The organism is uncultured Polaribacter sp. (assembly GCF_947501385.1).
GTDB lineage: Bacteria > Bacteroidota > Bacteroidia > Flavobacteriales > Flavobacteriaceae > Polaribacter.
Genome location: NZ_CANMVP010000047.1, coordinates 1 through 15,753, shown reverse-complemented (window position 1 = coordinate 15,753; position 15,753 = coordinate 1). Strand labels below are relative to the sequence as shown.

The following is a 15,753-nucleotide window of genomic DNA, read 5'->3' as shown; positions in this document are numbered from 1 at the left end:
GATGTCTTGGTAAGCCGTTACCTTACCAACTAACTAATAGGACGCATAGCCATCTTTTACCGATAAATCTTTAATTAAGTCTTGATGCCAAGTCTCAATACTATGGGGCATTAATCTTCATTTCTAAAGGCTATTCCCCTGTAAAAGGTAGGTTCTATACGCGTTACGCACCCGTGCGCCGGTCGTCATCTGGTGCAAGCACCAATGTTACCCCTCGACTTGCATGTGTTAAGCCTGCCGCTAGCGTTCATCCTGAGCCAGGATCAAACTCTTCATTGTATATTTTTATAATATGAATGAATAAGTTTCAAAAGAATTTATACTGAAATAAATTCAGTATGGTTATTCTACTCTTTGTTTACGCTGTCAATTTCAATATTTTCAATGAACTTTTAGGGTATTGCACTCATGCTGTAAACACTCGTTATACATCCTAATTTGTAAAAGTGTTAGACTCGAACTAACTAATAATCTTAAATTACTATTCCAAAACTCCTCTGAACGTTTTTGCTATTTCTGTTAGCGGGTGCAAATCTAAAACTTATTTTTTAATTGACAAGCAAAAAATAAATAAATTTTTAAAACTTTTTACAACCCTTAAAACTTGAACTTATATACCCGATATTTCGGACGGCAAAGATACTAGCTTTTTCTCTTATCAACCTAATAAAATTTGAAGTTTTTTTAATCTTTTTTATCACTAAAAATTAAATTAAAAACAACAATCCTATACAGCTAACAAGGCTAAAACAACAATCTCAATGAACGAAACTAACTTCGATATTTCCGTTAGCGGGTGCAAATATACAACGCATTTTTAATCTCACAACTCTTTTGTCAATTCTTTTTTTGTTTATTTTTTTACACCCTTTTAAAGCCTTGAAATGACGGACTTTAAATGCTAAAAAAAAATGCGCTTTTTTTTAAAGTTTATCAGCTTTTAGGGTGCATGCTTTATATTCGTGAGATTTTACGTGGGTTCGTGATTAATACGGTTGTCTATAAAACTCGCCGAATTCGAGTTTATAGTAATGAAGCACTCTTGGAATTGTGAACTGTTTTGAAGATTTTGCCTTTTTAAATAAACTGTTTGATGCTTAAAAGAATCATTAGGGTGGTGTTTTTAACACATAGAGGCATAGAAAACATAGGGGGAAATTTAAATTGGAGTTGCTTTTTATTCTCAAAAACACATATGATCTTTAATATCTAACACTAAATTGAACGGGTTAGGGATTGAAATGGCATCCTTTTTATGGAAAACTGGATACAGCATCTGTTAAAACAAATAAAAATCCTTGGTTAAAAGTAACCTGCTGAAATCAATTCAGCATAAAAAGATACTATGGAAAGCCCGACCGCACTTTTTTGTGCGGGAACACCCTAAAGAAAATAGTCTTTACTAATAAGTACATATATATATTGTGTAAAAAATTGTTTTCTAATATCTTTGCAATCCTAAATTAGAACCATTAAATGATTAAAATTACCTTACCTGACGGAAGTATTAAGGAGTTTGCTGTGAATAGCACTCCAATGGATGTTGCAAAAAGCATAAGTGAAGGTTTCGCAAGAAACGTAATTTCGGCAAGTTTTAACGGAACAACGGTTGAAACTACTACTCCACTAACCACAGATGGTTCTTTAATTTTATATACGTTTAATGATGATGGGGGAAAAAAAGCTTTTTGGCATTCCTCAGCTCACGTTTTGGCAGAAGCTATTTTAAGTTTTTATCCGAATGCGAAATTAACAATAGGACCTGCTATTGATAACGGTTTTTATTATGATGTTGATTTTGGAGAAGATGTGCTTACTGATAAAGAATTTAAGAAAATTGAAACTAAGTTTTTAGAAATAGCTCGTGGAAAACATGAGTTTAAAATAAGAGAAGTATCTAAAGCAGCTGCATTGTCTTTATATAAAGAAGAAAACAATCCATATAAAGTGGAGTTGATTGAAAACTTAACGGATGGAGAAATCACTTTTTGTGACCACAATAATTTTACAGACTTATGTAGAGGAGGGCACATTCCTAATACAGGAATTATAAAAGCAATTAAAATAATGAGTGTGGCTGGCGCATATTGGCGTGGTGACGAGAAAAATAATCAGTTGACTAGAGTTTACGGAATTAGTTTTCCGAAGCAAAAATTGCTTACTGAGTATTTAGAATTGTTAGAAGAAGCTAAGAAACGTGATCATAGAAAACTAGGTAGAGAGTTAGAATTGTTTACATTTTCTCAAAAAGTTGGTGCTGGTTTGCCTTTGTGGTTGCCAAAAGGTGCAGCTTTAAGAGGTCGTTTAGAAGATTTTTTAAAGAAAGCTCAAAAGAAAGCGGGTTACGAAATGGTAATGACGCCACATATTGGTCAGAAAGAACTGTATGTTACTTCTGGGCATTATGAAAAGTATGGCGAAGATAGTTTCCAATCGATAAAGACTCCGAAAATGGATGAAGAGTTTTTGTTGAAGCCTATGAATTGTCCGCACCATTGTGAGGTTTACAATTTTAAACCATATTCATATAAAGACTTACCAAAACGTTTTGCTGAATTTGGCACGGTATATCGATATGAGCAAAGTGGAGAATTACACGGTTTGACTCGTGTGAGAGGTTTTACACAAGATGATGCACATATTTTTTGTACACCAGAACAATTAGACCAAGAGTTTAAAGATGTTATCGATTTGGTATTATATGTATTTGGTTCTTTAGGATTTGAAGATTTTACTGCTCAAGTTTCCATTAGAGACAAAAGCAACCCAGATAAATATATAGGTGATGCTGACACTTGGGAAATTGCTGAACAGGCAATTATAAATGCCGCAACAGATAAAGGGTTAAATTTTGTAATTGAAGAAGGCGAAGCTGCTTTTTATGGACCAAAATTAGACTTCATGGTAAAGGATGCTTTAGGCAGAAGTTGGCAGTTAGGAACCATACAAGTGGATTATAATTTGCCAAAACGTTTCGATTTAACCTATAAAGGAGCAGATAATCAACTACACAGACCTGTAATGATTCATAGAGCACCCTTTGGTTCTATGGAGCGCTTTATTGCGGTTTTACTAGAACACACAGGGGGAAACTTCCCTATTTGGTTAACTCCAGACCAAGTTATCTTATTGCCAATCAGTGATAAATATCAAAAATATTCAGAAAAAGTTTTAGAATCGTTAGAAAATTCCGAAATTCGCGCCCTCGTAGACAACCGAAGTGAGAAAACTGGACGTAAAATACGAGATGCAGAAGTTGGCAAAATTCCGTTTATGGTAATTGTTGGTGAAAAAGAGGAAGAAGATGGCACGGTTTCTGTAAGAAAGCACGGGGAAGGAGATTTAGGTACTTTTACAATAGACCAATTTATATCTCTAATTAAAACCGAAGAAAGTAAAACATTGAAGAAATTTTAATTAATTTTGAAATTCCATAAAAACAAAAAGGTTGGAAAACAACCATAAGTTAAATTTAAAAATTATAAGTCATAGCAATACGTAGAAGTAGGTCGAGAAGACCGTTAAGAGTAATCAAAGAAGATCAACATAGGATTAATGAAAAAATAAAATATGTTGACGAAGTTCGTCTTGTGGGCGACAATGTAGAAGTGGGTGTATATCCTTTAGAAAAAGCTAAGGATCTAGCCAAAGAACAGGAATTGGATTTGGTAGAGATTTCGCCAAAGGCAAAACCACCTGTTTGTAAAATTATTGATTACAAGAAGTTCTTGTATGAGCAAAAGAAACGTGAAAAAGCTTTAAAGTCTAAAGCCACAAAAGTCACTATTAAAGAGATACGTTTTGGACCTCAGACAGATGAGCATGATTACGAATTTAAGAAAAAACATGCTATAAAATTTTTACAGGATGGTGCTAAATTAAAAGCATTTGTTTTCTTTAAAGGCAGATCAATCATCTTTAAAGAACAAGGCCAAATTTTATTATTAAAATTAGCCCAAGAATTAGAAGAATATGGTAAAGTTGAGCAGTTACCAAGATTAGAAGGTAAACGTATGATTATGTTTATTGCTCCCAAAAAAGTAAAATAAAATTTAAAATGGTTCTTTGATAAGTTCAGTATTACATTTTAATATTAAATATACCTACAAGGTTTTTGAAACCTTTCAGGATAACAAATTTATAAGCAAGATAAAAACGAAGGAGAGATGCCTAAAATGAAAACCAAATCTAGTGCTAAAAAACGATTTAAAGTTACAGGTACTGGTAAAATCAAAAGAAAGCACGCGTTTAAAAGTCATATCTTAACAAAGAAGTCTAAAAAACGTAAATTAAGGTTAACTCATGATACTTTAGTACATAAAGCAGACGAGTCTAACATTAAGCAACAGTTAAGCTTAAAGTAAGTTTAATAAGGGAATTTAATTATTAACCATGGAGTTAGGCTATTTAAAATACGATTGTAGATTTTAGATTTACAAAGTAAAAAAATACAGAAGTGTCAATTATCGACCGCCTACTACAAAACACATTGAAATTATGCCAAGATCAGTAAATTCAGTAGCCTCAAGAAAAAGAAGAAAAAAAATCTTGAAGGCAGCAAAAGGTTACTTCGGACGTAGAAAAAACGTTTATACAGTAGCAAAAAATGCGGTTGAAAAAGGAATGCTTTATGCATACCGTGACCGTAAAAACAATAAGAGAAACTTCCGTTCTTTATGGATTGTGCGTATCAACGCCGCAGCTCGTTTAAATGGAATGTCTTACTCTCAGTTTATGGGAAAAGTGAAAGCTAATAATATCGATTTAAACCGTAAGGTTTTAGCTGATTTAGCTGTAAACAACCCAGACACTTTTAAGGCAGTTGTAGAAAAAATTAAATAAATATAAATTACTTGCTTATAATAAAAACCCAAACGGATTCGTTTGGGTTTTTTTATTACTTTTATATTTTAAATAACCTCTAATACAATTCAAAATGAAATTACGTGTTTTAATAGTTGCAAGCATTTTACTAAGTTCAATTTCTTTTTCGCAAGAAAAGAGGGTTGATGACGCTACCCTTAAGAGTCAGTTTGATAAAATCTATAGAACATCTACAAGTTACCAAACCTATAAGGTAATTAGTAAGGATAAGTTTTTAAAGCTAAAACAAAACGTTTTAGATTCTTTAAAAGAGGCTAAAACATTGGTCTTAGAAAAAAACCTTCTTCTTAAAACGGAACGAGATAATATTCAAACAACCAAAGATTCTTTAAGCAAAACACGTACAGATCTTGATGCTTCTATACGAAAAGAAAATTCAATTTCACTTTTTGGTTTACAGTTGAGTAAAACAAGTTATAATCTTTTCTTATGGGCTTTAATTCTAGGTCTTATCTGTGCGCTCGTATATTTTATCTTTAAGTTTTCAAAAAACAATATAGACACCAAAGAAGCACAAAATAATTTAGCCAGTGTAGAGCTTGAATATGAGCAACATCGAAAAAAATCATTAGAAAGAGAGCAAAAAATAAGAAGACAACTACAAGATGAAATAAATAAACATCGAAATATTTAAAAAATTAAGGTTATAGTTATTGTATTCTTTGTTGTTTCTTAATTACTCTAAAATATCAATACCAAACATCTTAATTGTTTAGATAAAATTATCAAACTGATAAAATTATTCCTAAGAAAAAAAACAACTCATTTATTTTGTAAACTTAGTGCTTATTTTATATCTTAAAAGTCTAAAATAAGTAACAAACCTAATCTTACAAAATTTATGAAAGCCCTTTTTTATACTAGAGAATTTCCTCCTTACGTATATGGTGGCGCAGGTGTTCATGTAGAATATCTTGCTGCTGAGTTAGCAAAATTAATGCAAGTTGAAGTTAGATGCTTTGGAGATCAAGATGAAACTAGCAGTAATTTAAGTGTAAAAGGCTTTCCTTTTGAAAATGCTGTCTTCGACAAAACTGATGACAAACTTAAAGCCGTTCTTAAAACATTAAGCACAGGATTATATATGAATGCGGAAGCCGTAGATGCAGACGTAGTTCATTGTCATACTTGGTACGCACATTTTGCGGGCATAGTTGCAAAATTATGTTACGGTGTTCCATTGGTCATTACAACACATTCATTAGAACCATTAAGACCCTGGAAAAGAGAACAATTAGGCCGTGGCTATGATGCTTCTTCTTGGATAGAAAAAACAGCCATAGAAATGGCAGATGCTTTAATTGCGGTTTCAGAAGAAACAAAAGAAGATGTTTTAAAACATTTTGATGTTGATGAAGATAAAATTAAAGTCATTTATAACGGCATCAACCTGCAACAATACATTACTACGCAAGAGACTTCTACATTAGATGCATACGGTATAGACAAGACAAAACCTTATGTACTTTTTGTAGGTAGAATTACAAGACAAAAAGGAATTATTCATTTGGTAAATGCTATCAAGTATATAGATTCTGAAACGCAAATTGTGCTGTGTGCAGGTGCACCAGATACTCCAGAAATTGGCAAAGAAATGGAAGATGCTGTGAACGAAGTAAAGCAAAATCGAGACAATATTATTTGGATCGATAAAATGATTACCAAAAAAGAGGTCATTCAATTATATTCTCATGCAGACGTTTTTTGCTGTCCGTCTATTTACGAACCTTTTGGTATTATAAATATTGAAGCAATGGCTTGCAATACCGCTGTAGTAGCAAGCGCTGTTGGTGGAATTAAAGAAGTAGTTGTTCATGAAGAAACCGGATTTTTAATTCCTGTTGCACAACAAGAATCTGCTCCTTTTGAGCCAATAGATCCTGATAAATTTTCAAGAGATTTAGCAAACGGCGTAAACAAGGTAATTCGCAATCCAGCAATAAGAGATGCGATGGCTAAAAAAGGTCGAGAAAGAGTAGAAGAATATTTCGATTGGATATCGATCTCGAAACAAGTACAAGCATTATACAAAACTTTAAAAAAATAACCTTATGATTAATAATAAAGTACTCGGAATTATTTTAGGTGGAGGACAAGGTTCAAGATTATACCCTTTAACAAAAGACAGGTCTAAACCAGCAGTACCTATTGCTGGTAAATATAGATTGGTAGACATCCCGATTTCAAACTGTATAAATTCAGACATTAAAAGAATGTATGTTTTAACGCAGTTTAATTCTGCATCGTTAAATAAACACATCAAAAATACCTATCATTTTAGTTTTTTTAGTTCTGCTTTTGTAGATGTTTTAGCGGCAGAACAAACCATACAAAGCGATCAATGGTTTCAGGGGACTGCAGATGCTGTAAGGCAAAGTATGCATCACTTTTTAGAGAATGATTTTGAGTATGCTTTAATTTTATCTGGAGATCAATTGTATCAAATGGATTTTAATGATATGATTAAAAAACATAGAGAAAGTGGCGCAGAAATTTCTATTGCCACTTATCCTGTAAATGCCAAAGATGCCACTCAGTTTGGGCTTTTAAAAACAAATAATGAAAATATAATTACATCTTTTATAGAGAAACCAGCTCCAGAATTATTGCCTGATTGGACTTCTGATGTCAGTGATGAAATGAAATCTCAAGGTAGAGATTATTTAGCTTCTATGGGTATTTATATCTTTAATAGAGATTTGTTAGTAAAACTAATGAACAATCCAGACACCAATGATTTTGGAAAAGAAATCATTCCGCAAGCCATAAAAAAGCACAAAACATTAAGCTACCAATATGAAGGTTATTGGACAGATATAGGAAATATAGATTCTTTTTTCGAAGCCAACCTAGGCTTAACAGATGATGTGCCTCAATTTAATTTGTATGACAATAAAGGTATTTATACAAGACCTAGAATACTACCAACTTCTAAAATTTCTGGTTCTATTTTAAACAAAGCTGTTATTGGAGATGGTTGTTTAATTCATGCAGAAAAAATAGACAGATCTGTGATAGGAATTCGTTCTAGAATTGGTAAAAACTCATTGATTTCAAATACCTATATGATGGGTAACGATTTTTATGAAACTCTAGAGGAAGTCGCACAAAATAAGATTGAAATTATGATGGGAATTGGTGATCGATGTTATATTCATAACTGTATTATCGATAAAAACTGTAGAATTGGAGACGATGTTAGAATTAATGGTGGTCCACATATAGCAGATGTAGAAACAGACACCTATTTGGTAAAAGACGGCATTGTAGTTATTAAAAAAGACGCCATTATAGCCAAAGGCACCAACATCGGTTAATAGAAATTCTTTCTTTTTTATAAAAATCACCATCCATTCATGCAAAATCAAAGTAGAATTGTAGTAGAAAATATTGCGCCACAAATAAATTGTGGAAAAGCATCTATTAAACGTGTTGTTGACGAAATTGTAAACGTAACTGCAGATGTTTTAGTTGATGGTCATGATATGATTCAATCTAGCGTACATTACAAACATCAATCAGAAAAAGAGTGGAAAGAAATAAGAATGTCATCTATTCATAACAATGCATATACGGCAAGCTTTCACACCACAAAACAAGGTTTTTATGCTTATAAAGTTGAAGGTTGGGTAGACCATTCTTTAAATTGGCAGCATGGTATTCAAAGAAAAATAGACGATTATCAGCATGTAAATTCAGAGCTTTTAGAAGGTGCAGCAATTCTTTCTAACTTGCTGAATAAAGTAGCCAAGGATGATAAAAAATACTTATCTAATTTGATTGCTCTATTTAAAGAACCTAGTCGTTATAATGAGGCTACCCAAGAAGCCGTTTCAGAAAAACTTACAAGAATTTTTAAGGAAAACCCTGAAAAAATACTTTCACAAACTTCAGAAGAATACCCAGTGTATGTGGATCGGAAAAAAGCAAGATTTAGCACTTGGTATGAGTTTTTTCCACGTTCCGCTTCAGAAGAAGAAGGTACACACGGTACATTTAATGATTGCCATAGATTATTACCAAGAATTGCTAAAATGGGTTTTGATACGTTATACTTCCCTCCTGTGCATCCCATTGGTGAAGTAAATAGGAAAGGTAAAAACAATACCACAGTTGCACAAGATGGAGATGTTGGTTCTACTTGGGGAATAGGTTCTGAAAAAGGTGGGCATAAAGACATACATCCAGCATTAGGAAGCGTAGAAGATTTTAAAAAATTAATACAAAAAGCAAAAGAACTAGATATTGAAATTGCGATGGATTATGCATTGCAAGCGGCACCAGACCATCCTTGGGTAAAAGAACATCCAGATTGGTTTAAATGGAGACCCGATGGTACGGTTCAATATGCAGAAAATCCTCCAAAAAAATACCAAGACATCCTTCCCATTTATTGGGAAACAAAAGATTACAAAAACCTCTGGCAAGAATGTTTAGATACTTTATTGTATTGGATTGATTGTGGCATCTATATATTTAGAGTAGACAATCCGCATACAAAACCTTATTATTTTTGGAACTGGGTAATTAGTGAAGTCAAGAAAAAACATCCTGACGTGTTATTTTTGGCAGAAGCATTTACAGCTCCCAAAGTAATGCAACAATTAGCAAAACAAGGATACACACAATCCTATACATATTTTACTTGGCGTGATTCTAAACATGAACTGATGGCGTATATGAATGAGCTAACGCAAACAAATCAAAAAGAATTTATGCGTCCTAATTTCTGGCCAAATACACCAGATATTAATCCGTTTCATTTACAAGGTGCTCCAGAAAGCAAATATTTACAACGTTATGCTTTGGCAGCAACTTTAAGTTCTAATATTGGTATTTACGGTCCTGTTTTTGAACAGATGATAAGCACGCCAATTCCTGGAAAGGAAGAATACTACATGTCAGAAAAGTTTCAACTTTGCCAATATGATTGGTTCAAAGAAAATAAAGTAACTACCTTGATTGCAAAGATCAACAACATACGGAAAGACAACGAATCTTTTCAACAAACAAATAACATCAAGTTTGTTGAAACTGGTAACGATTCTTTGATTGCTTTTTATAAATGGAATGATGACAGAACGAATGAAACGCTAACCATTATCAGTTTAGATGCCTACAATGAACAATCTGGTTCTGTACAATTGCCCTTGCATGATTTGAAGATTCATCATGGTCATAAAGTTGAAGTTGAAGACTTGGTCACAAAAAACACATACAATTGGTATCATGAATGGAACTTTGTGGAACTTCATGCAAATTTACCTTTTCATATCTTTAAAATAAATAAGTAAAAATTTTAAGGAAAGTATACCATTTTGCTTTAGTAATAGTATTGCTAACATTACGAATTCATAAAAAATATGGCACAAACAAAAGTACACAGTCTTTTTACAGAATTTGATATCAACCTCTTTAAGGCAGGGAAACATTATCGTCTTTACGAAAAATTTGGAGCTCACATTACCACCGTAGATGGTGAGGTAGGAACTTATTTTGCAGTTTGGGCGCCTAGTGCAAAAATGGTTTCTGTGATAGGAGATTTTAATTTTTGGCTAGAAGGAGAACACCATTTAAACGTCCGTTGGGATGGAAGTGGTATTTGGGAAGGTTTTATTCCTGGAGTTAAAAAAGGCAATATTTACAAATATAAAATACAAAGTTCTCATAATGATATCGTCACAGAAAAAGCAGACCCTTTTGCTAGAAGATGCGAACATCCACCGAAAACGGCTTCTGTAGTTTGGGAAGACACTTATGCTTGGAAAGATAAAAAATGGATGAAAAACAGAAAGAAAAACAATGCATTAGATGCGCCTTTTTCTGTTTATGAAGTGCATTTGGGTTCTTGGAAAAGGCAAATAGAAGAAAACCGTTTTTTAAGTTATGTAGAGTTGGCAGATCAATTGGTAGCTTATGTAGAAGAAATGAATTTTACGCATGTAGAATTTATGCCAATTATGGAATATCCTTATGACCCAAGTTGGGGCTATCAATTAACAGGATATTTTGCACCAACATCTCGTTTTGGATATCCCGATGAATTTAAATTTTTAGTAGATAAATTTCACGAAAAAGGAATTGGAGTTTTACTAGACTGGGTGCCTTCGCACTTTCCTTCAGACGATCATGGTTTGGGCTATTTTGATGGCACACATTTATATGAACATCCAGATCAGAGAAAAGGATACCACCAAGATTGGAAGAGTTTAATTTTCAATTATGGTCGAAATGAAATCAAAGCATTTTTAATTAGTAATGCTATTTTTTGGTTAGATCAATATCATGCAGACGGTTTAAGAGTAGACGCTGTGGCTTCGATGTTATTTTTAGATTATTCTAGAGAAGATGGGCAATGGGAACCAAATATGTTTGGTGGAAATGAATATTTAGAAGCCATCGATTTTATCAAAGAAATGAATACAGCGGTGTATGAAGCTTTTCCAGATGTGCAAACTATCGCAGAAGAATCTACCTCATTTTCTAAAGTATCGAGACCCATTTATGATGGTGGCTTGGGTTTTGGAATGAAATGGATGATGGGCTGGATGCATGACTCTTTAGACTATTTCACCAAAGAACCTGTGTATAGAAAGCATCATCAAAACGATTTAACCTTCAGTTTAAATTATGCATTTACAGAAAACTTTATGCTGCCACTTTCTCATGACGAAGTTGTGTATGGTAAAAAATCTATTGTAGATAAAATGCCTGGTGATGAATGGCAAAAATTTGCAAACCTACGATTATTATATAGTTTTATGTACACACATCCTGGAACAAAGTTATTGTTTCAAGGTGGTGAATTTGGGCAAACTTCTGAATGGAATTTTAACGGAAGTTTAGATTGGCATTTACTAGATTATAAAGTGCATAAAGGAGTACAAACCTTGGTGAAAGATGTAAACAAACTGTATAAAAATGAGCCCGCATTGCATGAAAAACAATTTTCTCCAGAAGGTTTTGAATGGATAGATCATGGAGATCATGAAAACTCTGTAATGACCTACATTAGAAAAGGCTTCAAGGAAAAAGAAAACATGGTAATTATTTTAAACATGACGCCTATTCCGAGAGAGAATTATAGAATTGGCTTACCAAAAGCAGGAACCCTAAAAGAAGTATTTAATAGCGATGCTTTAGACTATAACGGTACAGGAAATTATATAAATAAACAGTTAGCCTCTGAAAAAAAAGAGTGGAATGGAAGAGAAAACTCAATAGAATTAAACCTTCCTCCATTAGGGATGCTTGCTTATAAATACAAATAAAATCAAAGTAAAATCCTCTTTAAATTTTCACCTATGAAACTGATAAAAAAAGAGGATTTATTTTTTAAACTTCATAATAAAAGAGCCTATTTTTAAGACTTTAAAAATTCTTTAACCAAGTTCTAAAAGAAATTATATTTGCTTAATATTTAAATAAATAAGCGATATTTTTGTCTTTAAAGTTGACGAATACGTTATCGTAAAAAAGCAGTTTTAACCGATGGTATTTTACAATCTTTTACGATTTTTACAAGTACAATAAACAACCAAAATTTATGATTGTTAATACAGAACTAGAACAAAAAGGAAATTTATTTCCATCAGAAATAATAAATTATAGAAAAGATGTAGATACGCTCTATTTCTTAACAAAAAATAATGTTGCGCTACAAGTTACTGTGGTAAGAGATAGCGTGATTCGTTTTAGATATTCTACCACGGGTAAATTTGAAAATGATTTTTCTTACGGAATTACTATCCATGCAAGTAGAGGCTACAACTTTTTAAAAGTTACAGAAGACGAAGAATCGTATATTATTACAACCGCAAAATTAATTTGTAAAGTAGAAAAGCAAAGTTTACAAGTACGTTTGTTTGATGCTTTAGACTTAAAATTAATTAATGAAGATGAAATAGGTTTTCATTGGGAAGAAAGTTATGAGTTTGGTGGAGACATTGTAAAAATGAGTAAAATTTGTCAGAAATCTGAAAGCTTCTATGGTTTGGGAGATAAACCTGTAGATGTAAATTTGAAGGGAAAGCGTTTTGAAAACTGGGCAACAGATTCCTATGCTTTTGGTAAAAATACAGATCCTATTTACAAAGCAATTCCTTTTTATACGGCCATACAAGACAATAAGGCCTACGGTGTTTTCTTTGACAATACCTTTAAAACACATTTCGATTTTGCACACGAAAGAAGAAATGTTACAAGTTTTTGGGCGTCTGGTGGTGAAATGAACTACTATTTTATTTACGGTCCAGAAATGAATGATGTGGTAAGAAATTATACAGATTTAACGGGTAAACCTCATGCATTGCCTCCATTATGGGCTTTAGGTTTTCATCAATGTAAATGGAGTTATTATCCAGAAAGTAATGTAAAAGAAATTACAAAAACCTTTCGAGATTTAAAAATTCCTTGTGATGCAATCTATTTAGATATCGATTATATGGATGGCTTTCGTTGTTTTACTTGGGATAAAAAACATTTTCCAGATCCTAAAAGGATGGTAAAAGAACTAGAAGATGATGGTTTTAAAACCGTAGTTATTATAGATCCAGGAATTAAAATCGATTTAGAATACGATGTTTTTAAAGAAGCACTAGACAAAGATTATTTTTGTAAACGAGCAGATGGCCCTTACATGAAAGGTAAAGTTTGGCCTGGAGAGTGTTATTTTCCAGATTATACAAAACCAGAAGTAAGAGAATGGTGGTCTGGTTTGTTTCAAGAATTAATTGAAGACATTGGTGTAAAAGGTGTTTGGAATGATATGAATGAACCTGCAGTGATGGATGTTCCCAATAAAACATTTCCAAATGATGTACGTCATGATTATGATGGCAATCCTTGTTCACATAGAAAAGCACACAATATTTACGGAACACAGATGGCGCGTGCAACCTATCATGGGTTAAAAAAATATGCATATCCAAAAAGACCTTTTGTAATTACAAGATCTGCCTATTCTGGCGCACAACGCTATACCTCTACTTGGATGGGAGATAATGTTGCCACTTGGGAACATTTAGCCATTGCAAATAATCAGGCACAAAGAATGGCCATGTCTGGTTTTTCTTTTGCAGGATCTGATATTGGTGGTTTTGCAGAACAACCCCAAGGAGAATTATTTGCAAGGTGGATTCAATTAGGAATTTTCCATGCTTTTTGTAGAGTACATTCTTCTGGAGATCATGGAGATCAAGAACCTTGGGTTTTTGGGGAAGAAATTACAGATATTGTAAGAAAATTTGTCGAATTAAGATACCAACTACTACCCTATTTATACACGGCTTTTTGGAAGTATATCACAGACGGAACTCCTATTTTAAAATCGTTAGTATTGTACGATCAAGAAGATACTGCAACCCATTATAGGAGTGATGAATTTGTATATGGAGATCAGATTTTAATTTGCCCAATTTTAGAACCAAATGCCAAAGGAAGAAGAATGTATGTTCCTAGAGGAAAATGGTATAACTTATGGACAGACGAAGTGGTTGAAGGTGGAAAAGAAATGTGGGTAGATGCAGAGATAGACGCAATGCCAATATTTATTAAAGAAGGTGCTGTAATTCCAAAATATCCTGTACAACAATATGTTGGTGAAAAGAAGTTTAATGAAATTACTTTAGATGTTTATTATAAAGCAGGAAAAGAAACTTCAAAATTATATGATGATGCGCATGATGGATATGATTATAAAAAAGGAAGATTTAGCTTACGTACATTTAAAGTAACGGGTAAAAAGAAAGAAATTATATTACAACAACACAAACGTGGCGACTTTAACGCAGACTACTCTAAGTTCAATATTGTTTTTCACAATTTACCGTTCGAAATTAGCACGGTTCAGATAGACAATGTAGCCATTGAGTTAGACAATGTAAATGGCTCTAAAACCCAAGCTATCACTATAAACAAAGAATTTATGGAGCTTCATTTATTCGGAAAATAAAAAAGGTACTATCCCTGAATTCAGGGATAGGTACCCCTGAATTCAGGGATACTAAAAATACCCTGAATTCAGGGATTGTGAGATTGTTTTAAGTACTATATATTTGTAGTGTTAGGAATTCTTATAACCCCATATTGTATAATTCTATAAGACTTTCTAATAAAATATTTGTTTGACAAAAAAAGCGATTAAAAGTTTCCCCTAAAACTTTAATCGCTTTTTATTTTTTAAAAAAACATCCAATCTATTTTTGAAATCATGTTGCAAAAATTTATTTTTTTTAGATATTCCAGAAAATAATGGATCAACACCAAAAGTTGTGGAGTAACTAAAAATGATTGAACTTTGCATTAAAAATTTTATGCCTTCAGATAGTTTATTGTCCATAGCTAAATTACTACTTCCAGAAATTTTGACTACTTATTTTGATTTAAGTAAATATGATGTTAAAGAGGAAGAAATTCACTTTTATTTTAAAGAAATAAATAATACTTCTGAAGAATTTAAAGGTCAGAAACTACACTCCAAAGGCTTTTTTCCAGAAGCTACTGTTCAAGATTTCCCTATTCGAGGTAAGAATGTTTATTTACACATTATAAGGCGTAGATGGATTGAACAATCCACTAATAAAGTAGTTACAAGAGATTGGAATTTGGTAGCAAAAGGAACTAGAATTACTAGTGAATTTGCTACTTTTTTAAAAGAAATCAGTTAGTAATCACGCTACCAGCACAAGTCTTATTGCTGATTTTTATGGAGTTCATCCAAGAAATCTACAGAGGCAATACAAAGATTTTTTAAGCGATTTCAGCTCTTGGGATCAAAAATCACATGCAGAAAATTGGCTTTTATTTTCTCAAAATATTGGTTTGCATTTATCTCTAGATGAAACTGCTTTTTCAAATGGCGATTTATAT

Annotated in this window: 11 protein-coding genes and 1 rRNA gene; 11 read left to right on the top strand and 1 reads right to left on the bottom strand. The window is 32.7% G+C overall.

All coding sequences use genetic code 11. The features are described 5' to 3' along the window. Positions 1-279, bottom strand: a 16S ribosomal RNA gene (locus tag Q0998_RS18690); the annotation flags it as partial. A 1,197-nt stretch (positions 280-1,476) separates the two neighbouring features. On the opposite strand from Q0998_RS18690, the gene thrS reads away from it, so the two are divergent. The 11 genes from thrS (at position 1,477) to Q0998_RS18635 (ending at position 15,551) form a co-directional block, all read left to right on the top strand. After that, complete coding sequence (gene thrS, locus Q0998_RS18685; RefSeq protein ID WP_299672755.1) at positions 1,477-3,417, top strand: threonine--tRNA ligase; 1,941 nt, start codon at positions 1,477-1,479, stop codon at positions 3,415-3,417. Between the two features lie 113 nt (positions 3,418-3,530). Continuing rightward, positions 3,531-4,049 (top strand): translation initiation factor IF-3, encoded by a 519-nt coding sequence (infC, locus tag Q0998_RS18680; RefSeq protein ID WP_299672758.1) that lies wholly within the window; start codon positions 3,531-3,533, stop codon positions 4,047-4,049. 117 nt (positions 4,050-4,166) lie between these two features. Next, positions 4,167-4,364, top strand: coding sequence for a 50S ribosomal protein L35 (gene rpmI, locus Q0998_RS18675; RefSeq protein WP_299672752.1), 198 nt, complete (start codon positions 4,167-4,169; stop codon positions 4,362-4,364). 133 nt (positions 4,365-4,497) lie between these two features. Beyond that, positions 4,498-4,842, top strand: a complete 345-nt coding sequence (gene rplT / locus Q0998_RS18670) for a 50S ribosomal protein L20 (protein WP_299672749.1) — start codon at positions 4,498-4,500, stop codon at positions 4,840-4,842. Between the two features lie 94 nt (positions 4,843-4,936). Continuing rightward, a complete protein-coding gene (locus Q0998_RS18665) occupies positions 4,937-5,518 on the top strand; it encodes a hypothetical protein (protein ID WP_299672746.1) in 582 nt (193 codons plus the stop codon). 207 nt (positions 5,519-5,725) lie between these two features. Next, on the top strand, positions 5,726-6,931 hold the full coding sequence (glgA, locus tag Q0998_RS18660; protein ID WP_299672743.1) for a glycogen synthase: 1,206 nt from the start codon (positions 5,726-5,728) through the stop codon (positions 6,929-6,931). Positions 6,932-6,935: 4 nt separating this feature from the next. Then, positions 6,936-8,201, top strand: a complete 1,266-nt coding sequence (locus Q0998_RS18655) for a glucose-1-phosphate adenylyltransferase (RefSeq protein ID WP_299672740.1) — start codon at positions 6,936-6,938, stop codon at positions 8,199-8,201. Between the two features lie 39 nt (positions 8,202-8,240). Beyond that, positions 8,241-10,178: an alpha-1,4-glucan--maltose-1-phosphate maltosyltransferase gene (locus Q0998_RS18650; protein WP_299672737.1), complete on the top strand. Its 1,938-nt coding sequence runs from the start codon at positions 8,241-8,243 to the stop codon at positions 10,176-10,178. A gap of 69 nt (positions 10,179-10,247) precedes the next feature. Continuing rightward, positions 10,248-12,155, top strand: coding sequence for a 1,4-alpha-glucan branching protein GlgB (glgB, locus tag Q0998_RS18645; RefSeq protein ID WP_299672734.1), 1,908 nt, complete (start codon positions 10,248-10,250; stop codon positions 12,153-12,155). A 275-nt stretch (positions 12,156-12,430) separates the two neighbouring features. Next, positions 12,431-14,836 (top strand): glycoside hydrolase family 31 protein, encoded by a 2,406-nt coding sequence (locus Q0998_RS18640; RefSeq protein WP_299672732.1) that lies wholly within the window; start codon positions 12,431-12,433, stop codon positions 14,834-14,836. Positions 14,837-15,170: 334 nt separating this feature from the next. Further along, positions 15,171-15,551: a transposase gene (locus tag Q0998_RS18635; protein ID WP_299672729.1), complete on the top strand. Its 381-nt coding sequence runs from the start codon at positions 15,171-15,173 to the stop codon at positions 15,549-15,551. Positions 15,552-15,753 lie beyond the last annotated feature (202 nt).